Raw genomic sequence first — 20,412 nt, 5'->3', positions numbered from 1 at the left:
TGTCAAGCCGCAGCATCCCGGGAAACGGTATTTTTGTCTGATGTTACTAGGAAATATCTTGCGGGTGATCGCTGACAGACCGGGCTCAAGACTGCATTGCGATAGATCAAGAATTATGGTTTGAGAGGCTTGATTTCGGCGTTCTAGCGATCTGGCCCCAATTCCTCTTAGAGGTATTCTTGCGCGGCGGTTTGTCAGACGGGCGGATCGAATAAGCGTTTCCCAAAAATAGGGGAGCGCACTTGGGGTGATTTCGTAAGGGGAGCGCGAACGGCATGAGGATGTCGATGGGTCGGGTGGGCCGGCATTTGCTGGGAATGGCCACCATCGCCTTGGTGGCGGCTGGCATGACGCTGGCGACGGGCGGGAAGGCATTCGCCGCAGAGCTCGGGCAACCGGCGCCGTGGGAATGGACGCTTCAGCAATCCGCCTCGCCGGTGATGGACAACATCGTCTGGTTCCACAACTTCCTGTTCGTACTGATCACCCTGATCACGCTGTTCGTTCTGGCGCTGCTGGTGATCGTGGTGCTGAAGTTCAATGCGAAGGCCAATCCGGTGCCGTCGCGGACCACCCACAACACGCTGATCGAGGTGGTGTGGACGCTGGTTCCGGTGCTGATCCTGGTCGGCATCGCGGTGCCGTCGTTCCGGCTTCTGTTCCTGGAGCTCGACGTGCCGAAGGCGGATATCACCGTCAAGGCGACCGGCAAGCAGTGGTACTGGTCCTATGCCTACCCGGATAACGGCAAGTTCGAGTTCGATTCGCTGATGGCCCAGGACAAGCAGCCCCGCCTGCTCGGCGTCGACAATGAGATGGTGGTGCCGGTGAACAAGGTGATTCGCGTCCAGGTCACCGGCGCCGACGTCATCCACGCCTTCGCGCTGCCGGCTTTCGGCGTCAAGATCGACGCCATTCCGGGGCGGCTGAACGAGACCTGGTTCAAGGCCACCAAGACCGGCATGTTCTACGGCCAGTGCTCGGAGCTCTGCGGCAAGGACCATGCGTTCATGCCGATCGCGATCCGCGTGGTGGAGGACCAGGAATTCGCCTCCTGGGTCGAGACGGCGAAGAAGAAATTTGCAAGCGGCGGCACCAGCACCTACGCCTCCGCGGCCGGCCCGACGCAGTAAGCGTCGGGTGACGGCTCGAGGGGACTGTAAGCGAGATAAAGGGCGGGACCTCCAAAAAGGTCCGAACGGGACGCAAGGCAGGATTTGAAAATGGCAACGAGCGCAGCGGCACACGGCGATCACGCGCATGACCACGAGCACGCCCATCCGACGGGATGGCGGCGCTACGTCTATTCGACCAATCACAAGGACATCGGCACGATGTACCTGATCTTCGCGGTCGTCGCCGGCATCATCGGTGCCGCGATGTCGATCGCGATCCGTGCCGAGCTGATGTATCCGGGCGTGCAGATCTTCCACGAGACGCACACCTACAACGTCTTCGTGACCAGCCACGGCCTGATCATGATCTTCTTCATGGTCATGCCCGCGATGATCGGCGGCTTCGGCAACTGGTTCGTGCCGCTGATGATCGGTGCGCCCGACATGGCGTTCCCGCGCATGAACAACATCTCGTTCTGGCTGCTGCCGGCCTCGTTCGCGCTGCTGCTGATGTCGACCTTCGTCGAGGGCGAGCCGGGCGCCAACGGCGTCGGCGCCGGCTGGACCATGTACGTGCCGCTGTCGAGCTCCGGCCATCCGGGCCCGGCCGTCGACTTCGCGATCCTGTCGCTGCATCTCGCCGGTGCCTCGTCGATCCTCGGCGCAATCAACTTCATCACCACGATCTTCAACATGCGCGCGCCGGGCATGACCCTGCACAAGATGCCGCTGTTCGTGTGGTCGATCCTGGTGACGGTGTTCCTACTGCTGCTGTCGCTGCCGGTGCTCGCCGGCGCGATCACCATGCTGCTCACCGACCGCAATTTCGGCACGACGTTCTTCGCGCCCGACGGCGGCGGCGACCCCGTGCTGTTCCAGCACCTGTTCTGGTTCTTCGGCCACCCCGAAGTGTACATCCTGATCCTGCCGGGCTTCGGCATGGTCAGCCAGATCGTGTCGACCTTCTCGCGCAAGCCCGTGTTCGGCTATCTCGGCATGGCCTACGCCATGGTTGCGATCGGCGGCATCGGCTTCGTAGTGTGGGCGCACCACATGTACACGGTCGGCATGTCCTCGGCGACACAGGCCTATTTCGTCGCCGCGACCATGGTGATCGCGGTGCCGACCGGCGTGAAGATCTTCTCCTGGATCGCCACGATGTGGGGCGGCTCGATCGAATTCCGCGCCCCGATGATCTGGGCGGTGGGCTTCATCTTCCTGTTCACCGTCGGCGGCGTCACCGGCGTCGTGCTGGCGAACGCGGGCGTCGATCGCGTGCTCCAGGAAACCTATTACGTCGTCGCGCACTTCCACTACGTGCTGTCGCTCGGCGCGGTGTTCGCGATCTTCGCCGGCTGGTACTACTGGTTCCCGAAGATGACGGGCTACATGTACAACGAGACGCTGGCGAAGGCGCACTTCTGGGTCACCTTCATCGGCGTGAATCTGGTGTTCTTCCCGCAGCACTTCCTCGGCCTGTCGGGCATGCCGCGCCGCTACGTCGACTATCCCGATGCATTCGCCGGCTGGAACCTGGTCTCGTCGGTCGGCTCCTACATCTCGGGCTTCGGCGTCCTGATCTTCCTCTACTGCGTGATCGACGCTTTCGCCCGCAAGGTGCCGGCGGGCGACAATCCGTGGGGTGCAGGTGCGACCACGCTGGAGTGGACGCTGCCTTCGCCGCCGCCCTTCCACCAGTTCGAAGTGCTGCCCCGCGTGCAGTAAGCCATCTTCCGCGGCGCCCGTCATGGGCGCCGCGGCTCTATAACGAAGCGAGTTAGATTAGTGTCCGTTCTCGACCACAACGCCATCGACATCAATCCCCGCATCTCCGAAGCGGAGGTTGGCGACTACATCGCGCTGCTCAAGCCGCGGGTGATGTCGCTGGTGATCTTCACCGCGCTGGTCGGCATGGCGATGGCGCCCGGGCATTTCCACTGGGTGCTCGCGATCACCTCGCTGCTGTGCATCGCCGTCGGCGCCGGCGCCTCCGGCGCGCTCAACATGGCGCTCGAAGGCGACATCGACGCGAAAATGTCGCGCACGGCGAACCGGCCGATCCCGCGCGGCCGCATCACCCGCCCTGAGGCCATGGCGTTCGGTACGACGCTCGCCTTCTTCTCGGTGATGACGCTCGGCATCCTCGTCAACTGGATCGCGGGCGCGCTGCTCGCCTTCACTATCTTCTTCTACGTCGTGATCTACACGATGTGGCTGAAGCGCTGGACCGCGCAGAACATCGTGATCGGCGGCGCCGCCGGTGCGCTGCCGCCGGTGGTGGCCTGGGCCGCGGTGACGGGCACGGTCGACGTCGAGCCGCTGCTGCTGTTCGCGATCATCTTCTTCTGGACACCGCCGCATTTCTGGGCGCTGGCGCTGTTCCGCTCCGACGATTACGCGCGCGCCGGCATTCCGATGCTGCCCAACGTCGCCGGCCCCGACGCGACGCGGCTCCAGATCCTGCTCTACACCATCGTGCTGATCGCGGTCGCCGCCGCGCCGTGGGCGCTCGGCTATTTCGACGCCGTCTACGGCGTCGTCTCGCTGATCCTCGGCGCCGGCATGCTGGTGCTCGCGATCAACGTCTACGTCCGTCGCGAGCGCAGCCAGTCCTTGCGCGCGACGCGAAAGCTGTTCGCCTTCTCGATCCTGTATCTGTTCGCGCTGTTCGCGACCCTGCTGGCCGAGGTCGTGTTCAGGGCGCTTGCTCCGATGGTTGGGGGCGCATGAGGCAGGAATGGCCGACAAACCCGAGCCAGATGGAATCGTCCTCACCGAGGCGCAGAAGAAGAGTCGTCGTCAGCGCTCCATTGCCATTGCTTTGGCGCTCGGCGTGCTCGTCGTGCTGTTCTTCGCCGTCACCATGGTCAAGGGACCGGCAGTGCTAGTCCGGCCGATGTAGGAATCATGGATCACGAGCCGACCATATTGGAGGACGTCAGCGCCAAGCCGGCCAATCGTAAGCCGGCCAAGGGTGGCGGGCTGGGCCGCGATGTGGTGGTTGCTTCCATCTGCGGCGGCGTGGTCGCGCTGATGGTAGGCGCCTCCTATGCGGCGGTGCCGTTCTACAATTGGTTCTGCCGCGCCACCGGCTTCAACGGCACGACGCAAGTCGCGACCTCCGCGCCCGCCAGCGGCCCGATCGCGCGGAAGATTTCGGTGCGCTTCGATTCCAACGTCGCGCCCGGCCTGCCCTGGAAGTTCGAGCCGGAGCAGAACGAGATCGAGGTCAATATCGGCCAGGTCGTGACTGTGTTCTACACTGTGACCAACCAGGCCGCGCGCACCACCGCCGGCCAGGCCGCCTACAATGTCGCGCCGCTGACGGTCGGGTCCTACTTCCAGAAGATCAACTGCTTCTGCTTCACCGAACAGACCATGGCGCCGGGCGAGAAGCGCGAGATGCCGGTCGTGTTCTATGTCGATCCGTCGATCGCCGACGATCACGAGAACGACGGGCTGAACACGATCACGCTGTCCTACACGTTCTATCCGGTGAAGGATCCGGTGGTGAAGCCGCTCGCCTCCGGCGAGAACGACAAACGCAAGGGAAATCTCTGATCGCCGGGCTCGCCCAGGGGTTGGAAACAAGGGGATAAGTGCCGGACAGGCACGGGATTGAGGAGAGAGACCGCAAATGGCTACCGCGCAAGGCAAGCATCACGACTATCACCTGGTCGATCCCTCTCCCTGGCCGGCGGTCGGTTCGCTCTCGGCCTTCATCATGGCGGTCGGCGCGATCGCCTGGATGCACCACATGTTCTCGGCCGCGCCGATCGTGTTCGGTGTCGGCACCGTCGGCGTGCTCTACACCATGGCGAGCTGGTGGGGCGACGTGATCAAGGAAGCCCAGTACAAGGGCGACCACACCCGCGTCGTGCAGCTGCATCACCGCTACGGCATGATCCTGTTCATCGCCTCCGAGGTGATGTTCTTCGTGGCCTGGTTCTGGGCCTATTTCAATGCGGCGCTGTTCCCGGCCGACGCCGTCCACGCCACCCGCGATGCGGTGTTCGGCTGCGGCCTCGGCACCCAGGCCGGTGCCTGCGCGGTCCCCGGCACCTGGCCGCCCCATGGCATCGAGACCTTCGATCCCTGGCACCTGCCGCTGCTGAACACGCTGATCCTGCTGACCTCAGGCACCACGGTGACCTGGGCTCACCATGCGCTGCTCGAGAACGATCGTCAGGGCCTGAAGTACGGCCTGATCCTCACCGTCGTGCTCGGCGCGCTCTTCACTTGCGTGCAGGCCTATGAGTACAGCCACGCGGCGTTCTCCTTCGCCGGCAACGTCTATGGCGCGACCTTCTTCATGGCCACCGGCTTCCACGGCTTCCACGTGCTGGTCGGCACCATCTTCCTGCTGGTCTGCCTGTTCCGCGCCTATGCCGGCCACTTCACGCCGAAGCAGCATCTCGGCTTCGAGTTCGCCGCCTGGTACTGGCACTTCGTCGACGTGGTCTGGCTGTTCCTGTTCCTCTGCATCTATGTGTGGGGACACGGTGCTGAGACCATGGCCCACGGCGCGCACTAAGTCGTCGTGAATTGATCAGAAAGGGCGGCCGCAGGGCCGCCCTTTCGCATTTTCTGCCGCCGCAAGTTTCGGCGGAAACTGTGATAGAGTCCCGCGATCATGAACGACACCACCGGCACATCCGAGCCCGAGACAACCGTCCTGCAAAGCGCGATGCGCGGGCTTGCCTGCAAGTGTCCGCGCTGCGGCCAGGGCAAGCTCTACGCGGGCTTCCTGACGCTCGCGCCGTCCTGCGACCGCTGCGGCCTCGATTACGCTTTCATCGACAGCGGCGATGGTCCGGCGATCTTCATCATCATGCTGGCCGGTGCGATCGTGGTCGGCTGCGCGCTCGTCGTCGAGGTCAAGTACCAGCCGCCGTTCTGGCTGCATGCAGCGCTCTGGCTGCCGTTGATCCTCGCCACCACGCTGCTGCCGCTGCGTGCGATGAAGTCGCTGTTGATCGCGCTGCAATTCCACCACAAGGCGGCGCCGGGCCGGCTGGTCGACCGCGCGAAATGAACGAGACGGCGCGCAAGCCTCGCGTGGCCGGCTTCGCGCTGTTCACGCTGTTCCTGACGGTGGTCTTGATCTCGCTCGGAGTCTGGCAATTGCAGCGCCGGACCGCCAAGCACGAGCTGATCGCGGCGCTCACCGAGCGGTTGGCCGAAGCGCCCGTCGCGCTGCCGCCGCCGTCGCAGTGGACCGCGCTCGATCCCGCGCACGACGAATTCCGCCGCGTCAGCTTTACCGCGACCTATGCGCCGCTTCCTGATGCGATGATCTATTCCTCCGGCTCGGCCGTGCGCAAGGACGCCTCCGGCCCCGGCACCTGGGCCTTCCTGCCGGCGCGCCTTCCGAGCGGTGAGACGATCGTGATCGACGCCGGCTTCGTCGAGAACACGATGCAGGACCGCGGCGTCGAGGATCGTGCGGTGAAGAAGCTCGTCACCGGGCAGCCCGTCGTGCTCACCGGCTATCTGCGCTTTCCCGAGGCGTCGGGCTGGCTGACGCCGGGGGAGAACCGCGACAAGCGACTCTGGTTCGTGCGCGATCATCGGGCGATCGCAAGCGCGCTGGGCTGGGGCACGGTTGCGCCGTTCTATATCGACCTGGAGCGGCCTGCGCCCGAGAACGGCATCCCGCGCCCGGGTCCGCTCGACGTGCATCTGAAGGATGATCATCTGCAATACGCCATCACCTGGTTCGCGCTCGCAGGCGCGGTGTTGATCGCGTTCGGCGTCTGGATGAAAGGACGACGCCCGGCCTGACATGACCGCAGGTTCCCAGAGGGAACCCGCAATCATCCGGGCTTTATTATTCAGCGCATATTCACGACTGTGGCCCTAAGCCGCGCGAAAATTTTCGCGGCAAACAGGATGTTGGCGTGAGCGATATTGATCAGATGGGAATCGTCGTCGACTGGGTCGACGCCTGCCGCACAGGCGACCTTGCGGGCCTGCTCGACCTCTATGCGGACGACGCCCGGGTCGAATGCACCTGCAACGGCACGCAGCATTATCGTGGCCGAAACGAGCTCGAAACCTATTGGGGACCCCGGCTCAGCACTTTCTCGTCGGTCGGATTCGGCCTCGAAGAAATCAATCCCGTGCCGCACGGCATCGATCTCGAATATTCCATCGCGGGCTCACTGCGCATCCACGCCTCGTTCCGCTTCAGCGCGGAAGGCAAGATTTACAGTACGCTGTGCACGCCGTCGCCGCAGAACTCCCACGATGGCTGCGCGTGCTAAAGCATGATCCGGAAAAGTGCGAAGCGGTTTTCCGAAAAGATCATGCTCAAACAACAACCTAAAGCGCGATGACGATTCATCCCAATCTCATCGCGCTTTAGCTCCGCGGCCGCTGCTCTTCTCGCGTCGCATCCACCGGCAGCTGGCAGCGCACATAGGTTCGATCGTCCGCGCGCAGCAATGACAATGATCCGCTGAGAGCGCGCACGCGCTCGTGCATGCCGGTCAGACCCCGGCCAAAGACGTTGCTCTCTGGAAAGCCGCCGCCGTCGTCGGAGATCTCGATGGCGAGCGCCTCGCCCGCCATGGTGGCCTGCACATGGGCGTTGCGGGCATTGGCATGGCGTAGCACGTTGGTCAGCGCCTCCTGGATCACGCGATAGACGGTCTGGGCCAGCGGTCCGTCGATCTCGTTCAGAGCGGCATCGATCGTGGCCGTCAGGCTGACATGCGGCGCCTGTCTGCGAAAGTTCTGGAGCAGCGTCTGCAAGCTGGTCTGGAGCCCCAATTGCTCGATGTAGAGCGGCCGCAGCCGGTCCAGGATGCGGCGATTGGCCTGCTGGAGCGCCTCGACCGACCGCATCACCTCCTGCGCCGAATTGCCGAGATTTCCTGCCCGTGGCGAGGCCTCGGCCAGGGCGATGGTGCTGGCGCGGATGCCGAACAGCAGCGGTCCGAGCTCGTCATGCAGCTCGCGGGCGAGGTCGCGCCGCTCGTCGTCCTGGAGCGACACCAGGCGATGCAGCAGGTCGCGATTGTCCTGGCTCAATTCCGCCAGCGTCGTTGCCAGCGCGTTGGCCTCCTCGCAGCTCTGCCGGATCTCCGGCGGCCCTGCCACCGGAATCGGCATCGCGTAATCGCCGCGCCGTATTCGGGTGAGGCCTGCGCCGAGCTTTTGCAGAGGGCGCAGCGCTGATTCTGTGAACAGATAAGCGATCGTGCCGGTCAGAACCGTCAATACGGCGATCAGACTTGTCAGCGCCAGAAAGCCGATCCATTTCTCGAACAGGTCGGCCGACAGGTCAGGCATGAAGACGATGTCACCGACACGCCTGCCGTCGATGATGACAGGTGAGGCCGCGTCCATGTCCGGAATGACGATCAGGTCTGCGAACCATTGCGGCACGCCATGCAGATCGTGCAGACGGTCCTTCACAGGGGGCGCGGGACCTGCTTCCATGGGGCGGAATTGGATATCAGAGGAGGGATCCAGCGAATGGACGAACGCATCGAGGATCTTCCGCGGGTTATCCGAGGCGCCGAGGGCGTTGTTGAGTGCGACGGCGACGGTCCGGGTCGAGCGCCGACCTGGCTCGTTCTCGTCGGCCAGCTGGCCGGTCGCGAATGTCTGGAGCAGCACGCCGCCCATGGCCAGCGCGGCTAGAAAGCTCAAGCCGAGCGGAAGAAACAGTTGGGTTCTGAACGAGAGCCGTTGCCACATTAGGTCAATTCTAACGCGCATCGGGGCGATTTGCTCTTTCCATTTGTTCCCGCCGGTCTATGAGTCGAAAAACAAGAGAGCGCGCGATGCAAGATACCGCCAAGCCGGCGACCAAGGTTCTGATCGTCGACGACCATCCTGTGGTGCTGTCCGGATGCCGGACGCTTTTCGCGTCCGACCATTCGATCCGCATCGACGAGGCGACGGATGCTAAATCCGGACATCGCGCCTATGTCAGCAAGCGGCCTGACGTCACCGTGATCGATATCAGCCTGCCCGACGTCTCCGGTTTCGAGCTAATGCGACGCATCCGCAAGGACGATCCGGACGCCAAGATCATCATGTTCAGCATGAACGACGATCCGGCCTTCGTGGTGCGGGCCGTTGAGCTCGGCGCGCAGGGCTATGTTTCCAAGGGCGACGATCCCAGGATCCTGCTGAAAGCCGTGCGCAAGGTCGTCGCAGGTGACAATTTCATCTCGCCGCAACTCGCCGAGGCCGTGACGTTCTCCGGCGCCGCGATCAAGGCCAATCCGGCTTCGCAGATGACGCCGCGGGAGCTCGAGATTCTTCGCCTGCTCGGGCGCGGCGACAAGATCGTCGAGGTCGCCGAGGCGCTCGGCATCTCCTACAAGACCGTCGCGAACACCACGTCCCTGCTCAAGCAGAAGTTAGGGGCCAAGAACCATTCCGACCTGATCAGGATCGCGGTGGAAATCGGGATGAGCTGAGATCCGTCGGCGACCGAACCGGCTGCTCCAGGATGCAGCGGTTCGGTCGACGGATCGGCGCCGCCGTCGGCCGGGCAATGCGTGGATGACGGCGGGTGCCATCCGCCGACACAATCGGCCGCCGGGTCATTCGTTCCCGAGGCGGGTGATAAATTCGGGAAAACGTGGCAAAGTCAGGAATGAACCTGCATGCGAATGCCAAAGAGCGGGCCGAAGCATCCCGGGAAAAACAGGGAACATCTTTCGGCGTACACAGTTTTCGCTCTTGACGATCTGATGACAGGCAACGAAAGCTGGTGCCGATAGTTTAGCGGGCCCGCGACCCGCACGAGGCAAACCGGTCTGCACACTCAACGACAGACCTTCCAAGAGAGGGCTGCGGCATCGCCGCAGCCCTTTTCGTTGCAGAGGCCTCGACGGGAAGCGGTTTCCCGACGCCGCAAAACACTTTATGGTGGCCCAAAGCCTCTGGCTGTTAACAAGTATTTTCGTAAAATCAAAGGCTTACGGATCGAGCTTTGGCCCGGCCGGCCTTTGGAGGGCAGTTTGACTCGTTATATCTCGACCCGGGGCGAGGCCCCCGAACTCGGCTTCTGCGACGTGATGCTGACTGGGCTTGCCCGTGACGGCGGCCTGTATGTTCCGGCCATTTGGCCGCAGCTCTCGACCGAAGCCATCGCCGGCTTCTTCGGTCGCCCCTATTGGGAGGTCGCAGTCGACGTGATCCGCCCCTTCGCCGGCGGCGAGATATCGGACGCCGAGCTTGGCCGCATGGCGAACGAGGCCTACGCCACCTTCCGCCATCCCGCGGTGGTGCCGCTGCGCCAGATGGCGCCGCACCAGTTCGTGCTGGAGCTGTTCCACGGTCCGACGCTCGCCTTCAAGGACGTGGCGATGCAGCTGATCTCGCGGCTGATGGACCATGTGCTCGCCAAGCGCGGCCAGCGCACCACCATCGTGGTCGCGACGTCGGGCGACACCGGCGGCGCCGCGGTCGAAGCCTTCGCAGGCCTCGAGAATGTCGATCTCATCGTGTTGTTTCCGCACGGCCGCATCTCCGAGGTGCAGCAGCGGATGATGACGACGACGGGCGCGGCCAACGTCCATGCGCTCGCCATCGAAGGTACCTTCGACGACTGCCAGGCGCTCGTGAAGGGGATGTTCAACAACCATCGCTTCCGCGATGCGACTTCGCTCTCCGGTGTCAATTCCATCAACTGGGCGCGCATCGTCGCCCAGGTGGTCTACTACTTCACCTCGGCCGTTGCCGTCGGCGCGCCGGCGCGCGCGATAGACTTCATCGTTCCGACCGGCAATTTCGGCGACATCTTTGCCGGCTATGTTGCCAAGCGCATGGGCCTGCCCGTGCGTACCCTCTGCATCGCCGCCAACGTCAACGACATCCTGGCGCGCACGCTGAAGACCGGCATCTACGAGGTGCGCGAGGTGCATGCGACCGCCTCGCCGTCGATGGACATCCAGATCTCCTCGAATTTCGAGCGGCTGCTGTTCGAAGCCGGCAAGCGCGATGCGGCCGGCGTGCGCCGCCTGATGGACTCGCTGAAGCAGTCGGGGCGCTTCGTGCTGCCCGATGCGACGCTGGCGGCGATCCGGGAGGAGTTCGACGCAGGCCGCGCCGACGAGACCGAGACCGCGGCTGCGATCCGCGCCGCCTGGCGCGAGGCGGGCGAGCTGGTCGACCCGCACACCGCGGTGGCGCTCGCCGTCGCCGACCGCGATACCACCGACACCACGGTGCCCAGCATCGTGCTCTCTACGGCCCATCCGGCCAAATTCCCGGACGCGGTCGAGGCGGCCTGCGGCCAGCGGCCGCAACTGCCGGCCTGGCTCGACGGTCTCATGACCAAATCCGAACACATGAAGGTGATGAAAAACGATCAGGCCGAGGTCGAGCGGTTCGTGCTGTCGGTCAGCCGCGCCGCAAAACAGGGAGTTGCCGGATGAGCGTCGAGATCTCCAAGCTTGCCTCCGGCCTAACCGTCGTCACCGACAAGATGCCCCATCTCGAGACCGCGGCGCTCGGCGTCTGGGCGGGCGTCGGCGGCCGCGACGAGAAGCCGAACGAGCATGGCATCTCGCATCTCCTTGAGCACATGGCGTTCAAGGGCACGACCAGGCGCTCCTCGCGCGAGATCGTCGAGGAGATCGAGGCGGTCGGCGGCGACCTCAATGCCGGCACCTCGACCGAGACGACATCCTATTACGCGCGGGTGCTGAAGGCCGACGTGCCGCTGGCGCTCGATGTGCTCGCCGATATCCTCGCCAATCCCGCCTTCGAGCCCGACGAGCTCGAGCGCGAGAAGAACGTCATCGTGCAGGAGATCGGCGCTGCGCAGGACACGCCCGACGACGTCGTGTTCGAGCATCTCAACGAGCTTTGCTATCCCGACCAGCCGATGGGCCGCTCGCTGCTCGGCACCGCGAAGACGCTGCGCAGCTTCAACCGCGACATGCTGCGCGGCTATCTGTCGACGCATTATCGCGGCCCCGACATGGTGGTGGCGGCCGCTGGCGCGGTCGATCACCAACAAGTGGTTGCTGAGGTCGAGCAGCGCTTTGCAAGCTTCGAGGCGACGCCGGGTCCGAAGCCGCAGTCGGCGCAGTTCGGCAAGGGCGGCGCCAAGGTGGTGCATCGCGAGCTCGAGCAGGCGCATCTGACGCTGGCGCTGGAAGGCGTGCCCCAGACCGACCCGTCGCTGTTCTCGCTCCAGGTCTTCACCAACATCCTGGGCGGCGGGATGTCGTCGCGGCTGTTCCAGGAGGTCCGCGAGAAGCGCGGCCTCTGCTACTCGATCTACTCGTTCCACGCCCCCTATACCGACACCGGCTTCTTCGGCCTCTACACCGGAACCGATCCGGCCGACGCGCCGGAGATGATGGAGGTCGTGGTCGACATCATGAATGATTCGGTCGAGACCCTGGCCGAGGCCGAGATCGCGCGGGCCAAGGCGCAGATGAAGGCAGGCCTGCTGATGGCGCTGGAGAGCTGCTCGTCCCGCGCCGAGCAACTCGCCCGGCACGTGCTGGCTTATGGAAGGCCGCAGACGGTGCAGGAACTGGTGGCCCGGATCGACGCGGTCAGTGTCGAATCGACCCGGGATGCCGCGCGTGCGCTGCTTTCGCGTAGCCGCCCTGCAGTTGTCGCATTGGGCAGCGGCAGGGGTCTGGACACGGCGGTGTCTTTTGCGGAAGGATTGACGCGGGCGCGCGCCAAGGCGCGGCTGCATTAGGAGCCGCGCCACGGAGCCTCCGCCTTCGGGAAGCATCACCATGGCTCTCTTTCGCCTGCCTTCCAGTGGACCCGCCGCCCTCGCTCCGCGCGGCAACGGGCTGCTGCTGCGTGCGCCGCAGATGTCGGACTTCCTGCAATGGGCGCATCTGCGCGAGAGCAGCCGCGATTACCTGACGCCCTGGGAGCCGATCTGGCCGTCGGACGATCTCACCCGGTCTGGCTTCCGCCGCCGTCTGCGCCGCTATTCCGAGGACATTGCTGCGGACCGCTCCTACCCCTTCCTGATCTTCCGCGAGCTCGATGGGGCCATGGTGGGCGGCATCACGCTCGCCAATGTCCGCCGCGGCATCGTGCAGGCCGGCACCATCGGCTATTGGGTCGGCCAGCCCCATGCCCATCGCGGCTACATGACGGCGGCGCTGCGGGTGCTGCTGCCGACGCTGTTCGGCGAGCTCAATCTGCACCGGGTCGAGGCCGCCTGCATCCCCACCAATGCGCCGTCGATCCGTGTCCTGGAGAAGTGCGGCTTCTCCCGCGAGGGGCTCGCGCGGCGCTATCTTTGCATCAACGGGGTCTGGCAGGACCATCTGCTGTTCGGCCTGCTGCACGAGGATTTCCGCGGCTGAACCCAACCCTTCCTGTGGCCAAAGTCGCATTGCGACGGCCTTTTGCTGCCTTGGGTTCGCCGATTTTGACGATATAACGCGCATGGCCGGCGGTGATCGGCCGGTATTTGTCATGGAGTATGGGTGTCGATGGTGCAGGAGCTTCGGTCATCGCGGAATGCGTTGCGACGGGGGACGGGGATCGCGCTGGCGTTGTCGGTTGCGCTCGCCTCGGTCTCTCCGGTGGCGGCCCAGTCGCTCACCGACCGCTTCAAGAACCTCTTTGGCGGCAAGTCCGACGAGCCGGCCCAGCCCAAGCCGGCGCCCGCGCCGGGCCAGCCGGCCGCCGATGACGACGTCGATTGCCCGCAGGTCACGGTGCGCGCCGGCGCCTCGACCTACGGGGTCGGCTCTACCGGCAAGCCGGCCGTCGGCAACGACGTCCGCTTCCAGGCCTCGATCACCAAGATGGCGCGCGAATGTGTCCGGAACGGCGGCGAGATCACGGCCCGGATCGGCATCCAGGGCCGCGTCATCGCCGGTCCCGCCGGCGCGCCATCGACGGTCGAAGTGCCCCTGCGCGTCGCCGTGGTGCAGGGCGGCGTCGGCGAGAAAGTGATCGCCTCGAAGGCCTACCGGACCACGGTCGAGATGGCGGAGGGCGGCAGCGTGCCGTTCACCTTCGTTGCCGAGGACCTGTCCTACCCGGTGCCGTCGGCCGCGGTCGCCGATTCCTACATCTTCTATGTCGGCTTCGATCCGCAGGCGCTCTCACCCGAGCCGAAGGGGCGAGGGAAGAAGAAGTAAGGGCGGAACTCGGCACGCGTTTGGGCCGCCGCTCGTTCCGCAAACCCGTCATGCCCGGGACAAGCCCGGGCATGACGATGAGGAAGCATCTCCCCCAAACAAAAAAAGCCGGCGCTCATCGCGCCGGCTTTTTGATTGGTGAAGGCTAACCCCTCAGTTCAGCTTCTGCCGAACCTCGTTGATGCCCTTGGCGAGCAGATCGTCGGCCACCTGGCCCTTGACCGACTGCGACAGGATCGTCGAGGCGGCCTGGACGGCGGCTTCCGCGGCTGCGGCGCGGACATCCGCGAGCGCCTGGGCTTCGGCGAGCGCGATCTTGCTCTCTGCGGTCTTGGTGCGGCGGGCGACAAAATCCTCCATCTTCGCCTTGGCCTCGGTCGCGATGCGCTCGGCTTCGGACTTGGCATTGGCGATGATGTCGGCAGCCTCGCGCTCGGCGGTGGCGCTGCGCGCCTTGTAGTCGGCGAGCACCTTGGCCGCTTCCTGCTTGAGGCGCGTGGCGTCGTCGAGCTCGGCTTTGATGCGCTCGGCGCGATGATCGAGCGCGGTCAGCGCCGACTTGAACACCCCGAGATAGCCGAACACGACCATCAGGATCACGAAGGCGACGGCGACCCACGTTTCAGGATCGAAGAACATCTCGACTAACCCTTCAAGGACGCATCAACGGCGGCATTGACCGACGCCGCATCCGGAACGACGCCGGTGAGCTGCTGCACGATCTGGCCTGCCGCATCGGCCGCGATGCCGCGGACGTTGCTCATGGCGGTCGTGCGGGTCGAGGCGATGGTCTTCTCCGCCTCGGCGAGCTTGGCCGCCAGCTGCTCTTCCAGCGCCTTGCGCTCGGCATCCGCCTGCGCATTCGCCTTGTCGCGGGATTCGTTGCCGATCGCCTGCGCCCGCGAACGCGCCGAAGCGAGCTCGCTTTCATAGGCCTTCAGCGCCGCCTCGGACTGGTCCTTCAGCGCCTGCGCCTCAGTGAGGTCACCCTCGATCTTGTTCTGACGCGCTTCGATCGCACCGCCGACCTTGGGCAGAGCGAGCTTGGACACGATCACGTAAAGCAGGACGAAGAAGATCGCGAGCGACACCAGCTGCGAAGCAAAGGTGCTGGTCTCGAACGGCGGAAAGCCGCCGCCGTGATGACCGCCGTCGGCTTCGGTGTGGGCGTCAGTCGCCGGACCTTTCGCCCCGCCATGACTCTCGGCCATGGAGTACTCCTGTTGCTGTCACGCGCCGCTTCGGATGAAGCGGCGCGGAAGAGGTCGTTCTTTAGAAAACGAACAGCAGAAGCAGAGCGATCAGCAGCGAGAAGATGCCGAGCGCTTCGGTCACGGCGAAGCCGAAGATCAGGTTGCCGAACTGGCCCTGAGCGGCGGACGGATTGCGGACGGCTGCGGCGAGGTAGTTGCCGAAGATCACGCCCACGCCGACGCCCGCACCGCCCATGCCGATGCACGCGATGCCCGCGCCGATAAGTTTTGCTGCTGCCGGATCCATTTTAGACTCCTTGGAAGAAAGATTGGGTTGTGGGTGGAAATTCCCCGGACCGCTCAGTGTCCCGGATGAATGGCGTCGTTGAGGTAGATGCAGGTCAGGATCGCAAACACATAGGCTTGCAGGAACGCGACCAGGATCTCGAGGGCGTAGAGCGCGATCGTGAGCGCGAGCGGCAGCACGCCGCCGACCCAGCCGATGGCGCCGAGCGAGAAGCCAAGCATGGCGACGAAGCCCGCGAACACCTTCAGCGCGATGTGGCCGGCCAGCATGTTGGCGAACAGACGAATGCTGTGCGAGACCGGCCGCAGGAAAAACGACAGGATCTCGATGAACATGACCAGCGGCAGGACGTAGCCGGGGACGCCGTGGGGAACGAAAATCGAGAAGAATTTCAGGCCGTTCTTGGCGACGCCGTAGATCAGCACGGTGAAGAAGACCAGCAGCGCCAGCCCGGCGGTGACGATCAGATGGCTCGAGATCGTGAAGGTGTAGGGAATGATGCCGACCAGGTTCGAGACGCAGATGAACATGAACAGCGAGAAGATCAGCGGGAAGAACTTCATGCCTTCCGCGCCGGCCGTCGAGCGGATGGTCGAGGCGACGAATTCGTAGGAGATCTCGGCGACCGACTGCAGACGCCCGGGAACCAGTTGCGTGCCGCTGGCAAGCATCAGGATCGAGATGATGGCGACCGCCACCAGCATGTAGAGCGATGAATTGGTGAAGGCGATCGTGTGATTGCCGATATGGCCCAGGGTGAAGAGAGGCTCGATGTTGAACTGGTGGATCGGGTCGATTTTCATCAGCGCGGCATCTCTTGGTCTGCCGGGCAATGCCGGCGGGTCTCGGTCTGCCGGCCGGGCCGGCCCGCACCGGCGAAGCCGGCGCGATCATTCCTCTCCTGTGGGATCGGCTTACGAACCACCGCGCCTGTTTTGACCCGCGCCCGCCGATCTCACCACATTCACCACGCCGGCGACGAAGCCCAGCAGCAGGAACACGATAAACCCGAAAGGCGACGTCGACAGCAAGCGGTCGAACCCCCAGCCAATCCCCGCTCCGACAGCGACACCGGCGACCAACTCCGAGGATAACCGAAAACCAAGCGCCATCGCCGAGGCTCTGGCCGCTCCGTCTCCACTGTCACCTGTGGGTTGCTCGGTCTTGATGTGGCGGCCGCGAATTTCGGACAACCGCTTATCAAGACTTCCGAGCCGTTCGGAAAGCGCAGCTTCCTCGGGCGATCTATCGCGATTTCCATTCTCGTCGTGTCCCGTGTCTTGAGCCATGCCACGAAGACCAGAAACGCCGCGGTTGAATGGAAACTACGCCCGCCACCCTCAAAAGCCGCGCGGACCATACTGATGGCCCATAATCAAGTCAAGCCAAGTCACGATTGCGTCGCTTTCTGCTATCTAGCTGATTTTGTTTATGATATCGCCGCGCGCGGCAGTGCTGCACACAGCGTGACGCCGCACCGCAGCAGCTCTCGGCATGATCGGGGGAAGCGGTCCCCATTTCGCCGTGCTGCCGGGATCAAAGGGGCCGCCGTGATCGTTGATGCCGTGCGCGCGTTTTGGGCGGCGGATCGCCCGGCCGGGGTGTAGAATTGCGAGAGCGCCACCGGCGCGTCGTGGCGGAGAGCGCGATGAGACCTGCGAAACCATCCACAACAACTTGCACGGCATCTTGGCTTGCGGCGATGGCGTTCGCCGCGGCGATGACCGCCGGCGGCGGCATCGTTGCCGCCCAATCCGCGCCCGACAGTGAAAACGGCCGTTACAGCATGACGCCGATTCCCGAGGGCGTGCTGCGGCTCGACACCCGCACCGGCACGGTGTCGACCTGCACCAAGAACGGCGCCGGCTGGGCCTGTTACGCTGTGCCCGACGAACGGACTGCGCTCGACGCCGAGATCGGCCGGCTCCAGGCCGAAGTCGAGAAGCTGAAGGGGCAGCTCGCGGCCGGGCCGACCGTCTCGGGCAAGATCGACGAGGCGCTGCCGAAATCCGATCCGCTCAAGAAGGCGGAGCCGAAGGTCGCCGAGGGCGACCGCAAGATCGAGATTCCGCTGCCGAGCGACCAGGACATGGACCGCGTGATGTCGTTCCTGGAAAAGGCCTGGCGCCGGCTGATCGACATGGCCAATCGCGTGCAGAAGGACGTGTCGGGGAAGATTTGATGCGCGACGAGCTGCCGTAGGTTGGGCAGAGGCGCAAATCGCCGTGCCCACCACCTTGATGTCGTCGCGCACATTGGTGGGCACGCTCCGCTTTGCCCACCCTACGGCAGCTTCCCGAGTTGAGAGATTTCGATGACATCCACCAAATCCGTCACCCGCTCGGCGCCGTCGTCAGTGCAAGCCACGACGATCGCATCGTCGCTGCTGACCGTGCAGACGCCGGGCCGCGGCTTCACCGATCTCACCAGCGAAGCCACGACATTCATCGACGAGGCCCGCGCGCGTGAGGGCGCGTTGACGCTGTTCATCCGGCACACCTCTGCCTCGCTCACGATCCAGGAGAATGCCGATCCGTCCGTGCTGGTCGATCTCACCACGGCACTGTCGCGGCTAGCGCCCGAGAATGCCGGCTGGACACACGACACGGAAGGACCGGATGACATGCCCGGGCATGTCAAGACGATGCTGACGCAGACTTCGCTCCAGGTGCCGGTCCTGAACGGCAGGCTCGCGCTCGGCACCTGGCAGGCGATTTATCTGATCGAGCATCGCGCGCGCCCGCACCGGCGCGAGGTCGTGCTGCAATTCATCGGCAGCAATCAGTAGAGCGTTTTCGAGCGAAGTGGGTACCGGTTCGCGTGAAGAGAACGCGTCAAACCAGGAATCCACAAAATGAAACCGGCCGCGGATCGCTCCGCGGCCGGCTTGTGGTGTCGATCGCTGTGTCGATCAGGTCGCCTTGATGTCGACGTCCTTGGTCTCGGGCAGGAACAGGAAACCGATCACGACGGTGATGGCCGCGAAGATGACCGGGTACCAGAGACCTGCATAGATATCGCCGGTCGAGGCCACGATCGCGAAGGCGGTTGCCGGCAAGAGGCCGCCGAACCAGCCGTTGCCGATGTGGTAGGGCAGCGACATCGAGGTGTAGCGGATGCGGGTCGGGAACAGTTCAACCAGCATCGCGGCGATCGGGCCGTACACCATGGTGACGAAGATCACCAGGATGAACAGTAGCCCGATGGTCGCGGCCACCTGCGGACGGAAGATGTCGAACGGATGCGCCATCTTCACGATGCCCGCATCGCCGGTCTTGGGATAACCGGCCGCCTGCACCGCGGCGAGAACGGCCGGGTTGCTGTCCTTGGCGCTGGTGTACGGAACTTCCTTGCCGTTGACCACCACCTTGACGCCGGAGCCGGCTGGGGCCGGGGTGGTCGAGTACTTGACCGACGACTGCGACAGGTAGGCGCGCGCGGTGTCGCAAGGCGCGGTGAAGACGCGGGTACCGACCGGATTGAACAGGTCGCCGCAGCCTGCGGGATCCGCCACCACGTCGACCTTGACCGACTCGATCGCCTTTTCCAGCGCCGGGTTGGCGTTGGTGGTGATCATCTTGAAGATCGGGAAGAAGGTCAGCGCCGCGATCAGACAGCCGCCGAGGATGATCGGCTTGCGGCCGATCCGGTCGGAGAGCATGCCGAACACGATGAAGAAGCCGGTGCCGAGCAGCAGCGACCAGGCGATCAGGAGGTTGGCGGTGTAGCCGTCGACCTTCAGGATCGATTGCAGGAAGAACAGCGCGTAGAACTGGCCGGTGTACCAGACCACGCCCTGGCCCATCACGCCACCGAGCAGCGCGAGCAGCACGAGCTTGCCGTTCTGCCAGTTGCCGAAGGCTTCCGTCAGCGGCGCCTTCGAGCTCTTCCCTTCATCCTTCATCTTCTGGAAGATCGGGGATTCATTGAGGCGAAGCCGGATCCAGACCGAGATGCCGAGCAGCAGCACCGAGACCAGGAACGGGATGCGCCAGCCCCACTTCGCGAACTCGGCTTCGCCGGTCGCGGTGCGGGTGAACAGGATGACCAGCAGCGACAGGAACAGGCCGAGCGTCGCGGTGGTCTGGATGAAGGAGGTGTAGTAGCCGCGCTTGCCGTTCGGAGCATGCTCCGCGACATAGGTCGCCGCACCGCCATATTCGCCGCCGAGCGCCAGGCCCTGGGCGAGGCGCAGCGCGATCAGGATGATCGGCGCCGCGATGCCGATCGTCGCCGCGTTGGGCAAGAGACCGACGATGAAGGTCGACAGACCCATGATCAGGATGGTGACGAGGAAGGTGTATTTGCGGCCGACGATGTCGCCGACACGGCCGAACACGATCGCGCCGAACGGCCGGACCAGGAAGCCCGCGGCGAATGCCAGCAGCGCGAAGATGTCGCGTGTGGCCGGCGGATAGTCCGAGAAGAATTGCACGCCGATGATCGAGGCGAGCGAACCGTAGAGATAGAAGTCGTACCACTCGAAGACGGTACCGAGCGAGGAGGCGAGAATGACGAAACGTTCGTCCTTCGTCATCCCTCCTGCGCCTGTCTGAGACACAGCCATTGTCGACATGTTGAGTCGCTCCCCGAAATGCGTTTCCTCGCGCCCCGGATGTCCGGGCATGCCGGATCAACCCAGGTCTTGGGGCGCAAGGTAACATCGGCGTGAAACCCGCCCCAATACGACTTTC

23 protein-coding genes are annotated in these 20,412 nt (G+C 64.3%); 16 read left to right on the top strand and 7 right to left on the bottom strand.

Annotation, left to right across the window (positions count from 1 at the left end; all coding sequences use genetic code 11):
• Window positions 1-275: 275 nt before the first annotated feature.
• From coxB to WN72_RS44535, 9 genes are all read left to right on the top strand, one after another.
• A complete protein-coding gene (coxB, locus tag WN72_RS44575; RefSeq protein ID WP_027561959.1) occupies window positions 276-1,133 on the top strand; it encodes a cytochrome c oxidase subunit II in 858 nt (285 codons plus the stop codon).
• A gap of 90 nt (window positions 1,134-1,223) precedes the next feature.
• Entirely contained in the window at window positions 1,224-2,840 is a 1,617-nt protein-coding gene (gene ctaD, locus WN72_RS44570; protein ID WP_027561960.1) for a cytochrome c oxidase subunit I, read from the top strand.
• A 60-nt stretch (window positions 2,841-2,900) separates the two neighbouring features.
• On the top strand, window positions 2,901-3,845 hold the full coding sequence (locus WN72_RS44565; RefSeq protein WP_027561961.1) for a heme o synthase: 945 nt from the start codon (window positions 2,901-2,903) through the stop codon (window positions 3,843-3,845).
• Window positions 3,846-3,852: 7 nt separating this feature from the next.
• Complete coding sequence (locus tag WN72_RS44560; protein ID WP_018644977.1) at window positions 3,853-4,017, top strand: hypothetical protein; 165 nt, start codon at window positions 3,853-3,855, stop codon at window positions 4,015-4,017.
• A gap of 5 nt (window positions 4,018-4,022) precedes the next feature.
• Entirely contained in the window at window positions 4,023-4,676 is a 654-nt protein-coding gene (locus WN72_RS44555; protein WP_027561962.1) for a cytochrome c oxidase assembly protein, read from the top strand.
• 76 nt (window positions 4,677-4,752) lie between these two features.
• Complete coding sequence (locus tag WN72_RS44550) at window positions 4,753-5,649, top strand: cytochrome c oxidase subunit 3 (protein ID WP_027561963.1); 897 nt, start codon at window positions 4,753-4,755, stop codon at window positions 5,647-5,649.
• 99 nt (window positions 5,650-5,748) lie between these two features.
• Entirely contained in the window at window positions 5,749-6,150 is a 402-nt protein-coding gene (locus WN72_RS44545) for a DUF983 domain-containing protein (RefSeq protein ID WP_092212279.1), read from the top strand.
• Window positions 6,147-6,899, top strand: coding sequence for an SURF1 family protein (locus WN72_RS44540; protein WP_092212281.1), 753 nt, complete (start codon window positions 6,147-6,149; stop codon window positions 6,897-6,899). Before WN72_RS44545 ends, WN72_RS44540 begins: the two co-directional genes overlap by 4 nt.
• 116 nt (window positions 6,900-7,015) lie before the next feature.
• Complete coding sequence (locus WN72_RS44535) at window positions 7,016-7,381, top strand: nuclear transport factor 2 family protein (RefSeq protein ID WP_027561966.1); 366 nt, start codon at window positions 7,016-7,018, stop codon at window positions 7,379-7,381.
• Window positions 7,382-7,478: 97 nt separating this feature from the next.
• Here the strand turns inward: WN72_RS44535 and WN72_RS44530 are convergent, their stop codons facing one another.
• Window positions 7,479-8,822: a histidine kinase gene (locus tag WN72_RS44530; protein ID WP_027561967.1), complete on the bottom strand. Its 1,344-nt coding sequence runs from the start codon at window positions 8,820-8,822 to the stop codon at window positions 7,479-7,481.
• An 86-nt stretch (window positions 8,823-8,908) separates the two neighbouring features.
• On the opposite strand from WN72_RS44530, the gene WN72_RS44525 reads away from it, so the two are divergent.
• From WN72_RS44525 to WN72_RS44505, 5 genes are all read left to right on the top strand, one after another.
• The gene (locus WN72_RS44525) at window positions 8,909-9,553 is read left to right on the top strand and encodes a response regulator transcription factor (RefSeq protein WP_027561968.1); all 645 of its coding nucleotides are present in this window, start codon (window positions 8,909-8,911) and stop codon (window positions 9,551-9,553) included.
• Between the two features lie 546 nt (window positions 9,554-10,099).
• The gene (gene thrC / locus WN72_RS44520; RefSeq protein ID WP_167380594.1) at window positions 10,100-11,518 is read left to right on the top strand and encodes a threonine synthase; all 1,419 of its coding nucleotides are present in this window, start codon (window positions 10,100-10,102) and stop codon (window positions 11,516-11,518) included.
• Window positions 11,515-12,804 (top strand): M16 family metallopeptidase, encoded by a 1,290-nt coding sequence (locus WN72_RS44515; protein ID WP_027561970.1) that lies wholly within the window; start codon window positions 11,515-11,517, stop codon window positions 12,802-12,804. Before thrC ends, WN72_RS44515 begins: the two co-directional genes overlap by 4 nt.
• Before the next feature lie 40 nt (window positions 12,805-12,844).
• Entirely contained in the window at window positions 12,845-13,432 is a 588-nt protein-coding gene (locus tag WN72_RS44510; RefSeq protein ID WP_011084002.1) for a GNAT family N-acetyltransferase, read from the top strand.
• Window positions 13,433-13,561: 129 nt separating this feature from the next.
• Entirely contained in the window at window positions 13,562-14,218 is a 657-nt protein-coding gene (locus WN72_RS44505) for a hypothetical protein (protein ID WP_027561971.1), read from the top strand.
• Between the two features lie 153 nt (window positions 14,219-14,371).
• On the opposite strand, the gene WN72_RS44500 is transcribed toward WN72_RS44505, so the two are convergent.
• From WN72_RS44500 to WN72_RS44480, 5 genes are all read right to left on the bottom strand, one after another.
• Window positions 14,372-14,857 carry a F0F1 ATP synthase subunit B family protein gene (locus tag WN72_RS44500; RefSeq protein ID WP_027561972.1) on the bottom strand — a complete coding sequence of 162 codons (486 nt, stop codon included), beginning with the start codon at window positions 14,855-14,857 and terminating at the stop codon, window positions 14,372-14,374.
• Between the two features lie 5 nt (window positions 14,858-14,862).
• The gene (locus WN72_RS44495; RefSeq protein WP_027561973.1) at window positions 14,863-15,429 is read right to left on the bottom strand and encodes a F0F1 ATP synthase subunit B family protein; all 567 of its coding nucleotides are present in this window, start codon (window positions 15,427-15,429) and stop codon (window positions 14,863-14,865) included.
• A 61-nt stretch (window positions 15,430-15,490) separates the two neighbouring features.
• Window positions 15,491-15,718 carry a F0F1 ATP synthase subunit C gene (locus WN72_RS44490; RefSeq protein ID WP_018643436.1) on the bottom strand — a complete coding sequence of 76 codons (228 nt, stop codon included), beginning with the start codon at window positions 15,716-15,718 and terminating at the stop codon, window positions 15,491-15,493.
• A gap of 53 nt (window positions 15,719-15,771) precedes the next feature.
• Window positions 15,772-16,521, bottom strand: a complete 750-nt coding sequence (locus tag WN72_RS44485) for a F0F1 ATP synthase subunit A (protein ID WP_027561974.1) — start codon at window positions 16,519-16,521, stop codon at window positions 15,772-15,774.
• 111 nt (window positions 16,522-16,632) lie between these two features.
• On the bottom strand, window positions 16,633-17,007 hold the full coding sequence (locus WN72_RS44480; protein WP_027561975.1) for an AtpZ/AtpI family protein: 375 nt from the start codon (window positions 17,005-17,007) through the stop codon (window positions 16,633-16,635).
• Window positions 17,008-17,366: 359 nt separating this feature from the next.
• On the opposite strand from WN72_RS44480, the gene WN72_RS44475 reads away from it, so the two are divergent.
• Both WN72_RS44475 and WN72_RS44470 read left to right on the top strand, forming a co-directional pair.
• Window positions 17,367-17,900 (top strand): hypothetical protein, encoded by a 534-nt coding sequence (locus tag WN72_RS44475; protein WP_027561976.1) that lies wholly within the window; start codon window positions 17,367-17,369, stop codon window positions 17,898-17,900.
• 132 nt (window positions 17,901-18,032) lie between these two features.
• Window positions 18,033-18,506, top strand: a complete 474-nt coding sequence (locus WN72_RS44470) for a secondary thiamine-phosphate synthase enzyme YjbQ (RefSeq protein ID WP_167380595.1) — start codon at window positions 18,033-18,035, stop codon at window positions 18,504-18,506.
• 123 nt (window positions 18,507-18,629) lie between these two features.
• Here the strand turns inward: WN72_RS44470 and WN72_RS44465 are convergent, their stop codons facing one another.
• Window positions 18,630-20,255 carry an MFS transporter gene (locus WN72_RS44465; RefSeq protein ID WP_194482968.1) on the bottom strand — a complete coding sequence of 542 codons (1,626 nt, stop codon included), beginning with the start codon at window positions 20,253-20,255 and terminating at the stop codon, window positions 18,630-18,632.
• Between the last annotated feature and the right edge of the window lie 157 nt (window positions 20,256-20,412).

It is taken from the genome of Bradyrhizobium arachidis, from assembly GCF_015291705.1.
Classification (GTDB): Bacteria; Pseudomonadota; Alphaproteobacteria; order Rhizobiales; family Xanthobacteraceae; genus Bradyrhizobium; species Bradyrhizobium arachidis.
The sequence above is the reverse complement of the archived record's forward strand: the minus strand, read 5'-3'. Positions and strand labels throughout refer to the sequence as shown.

Excerpts from the sequence above, each read along its gene's own strand:
- WN72_RS44505 (WP_027561971.1), top strand. The coding sequence starts at position 13,562 with ATGGTGCAGGAGCTTCGGTCATCGCGGAATGCGTTGCGACGGGGGACG.
- ctaD (WP_027561960.1), top strand. The coding sequence starts at position 1,224 with ATGGCAACGAGCGCAGCGGCACACGGCGATCACGCGCATGACCACGAG.
- WN72_RS44500 (WP_027561972.1), bottom strand. The coding sequence starts at position 14,857 with ATGTTCTTCGATCCTGAAACGTGGGTCGCCGTCGCCTTCGTGATCCTG.
- WN72_RS44555 (WP_027561962.1), top strand. The coding sequence starts at position 4,023 with ATGGATCACGAGCCGACCATATTGGAGGACGTCAGCGCCAAGCCGGCC.
- coxB (WP_027561959.1), top strand. The coding sequence starts at position 276 with ATGAGGATGTCGATGGGTCGGGTGGGCCGGCATTTGCTGGGAATGGCC.
- WN72_RS44525 (WP_027561968.1), top strand. The coding sequence starts at position 8,909 with ATGCAAGATACCGCCAAGCCGGCGACCAAGGTTCTGATCGTCGACGAC.
- WN72_RS44495 (WP_027561973.1), bottom strand. The coding sequence starts at position 15,429 with ATGGCCGAGAGTCATGGCGGGGCGAAAGGTCCGGCGACTGACGCCCAC.
- WN72_RS44490 (WP_018643436.1), bottom strand. The coding sequence starts at position 15,718 with ATGGATCCGGCAGCAGCAAAACTTATCGGCGCGGGCATCGCGTGCATC.
- WN72_RS44550 (WP_027561963.1), top strand. The coding sequence starts at position 4,753 with ATGGCTACCGCGCAAGGCAAGCATCACGACTATCACCTGGTCGATCCC.
- WN72_RS44475 (WP_027561976.1), top strand. The coding sequence starts at position 17,367 with ATGAGACCTGCGAAACCATCCACAACAACTTGCACGGCATCTTGGCTT.
- WN72_RS44470 (WP_167380595.1), top strand. The coding sequence starts at position 18,033 with ATGACATCCACCAAATCCGTCACCCGCTCGGCGCCGTCGTCAGTGCAA.
- WN72_RS44540 (WP_092212281.1), top strand. The coding sequence starts at position 6,147 with ATGAACGAGACGGCGCGCAAGCCTCGCGTGGCCGGCTTCGCGCTGTTC.
- WN72_RS44545 (WP_092212279.1), top strand. The coding sequence starts at position 5,749 with ATGAACGACACCACCGGCACATCCGAGCCCGAGACAACCGTCCTGCAA.
- WN72_RS44480 (WP_027561975.1), bottom strand. The coding sequence starts at position 17,007 with ATGGCTCAAGACACGGGACACGACGAGAATGGAAATCGCGATAGATCG.
- WN72_RS44510 (WP_011084002.1), top strand. The coding sequence starts at position 12,845 with ATGGCTCTCTTTCGCCTGCCTTCCAGTGGACCCGCCGCCCTCGCTCCG.
- WN72_RS44515 (WP_027561970.1), top strand. The coding sequence starts at position 11,515 with ATGAGCGTCGAGATCTCCAAGCTTGCCTCCGGCCTAACCGTCGTCACC.
- WN72_RS44560 (WP_018644977.1), top strand. The coding sequence starts at position 3,853 with ATGGCCGACAAACCCGAGCCAGATGGAATCGTCCTCACCGAGGCGCAG.
- WN72_RS44530 (WP_027561967.1), bottom strand. The coding sequence starts at position 8,822 with ATGTGGCAACGGCTCTCGTTCAGAACCCAACTGTTTCTTCCGCTCGGC.
- WN72_RS44465 (WP_194482968.1), bottom strand. The coding sequence starts at position 20,255 with ATGACGAAGGACGAACGTTTCGTCATTCTCGCCTCCTCGCTCGGTACC.
- WN72_RS44485 (WP_027561974.1), bottom strand. The coding sequence starts at position 16,521 with ATGAAAATCGACCCGATCCACCAGTTCAACATCGAGCCTCTCTTCACC.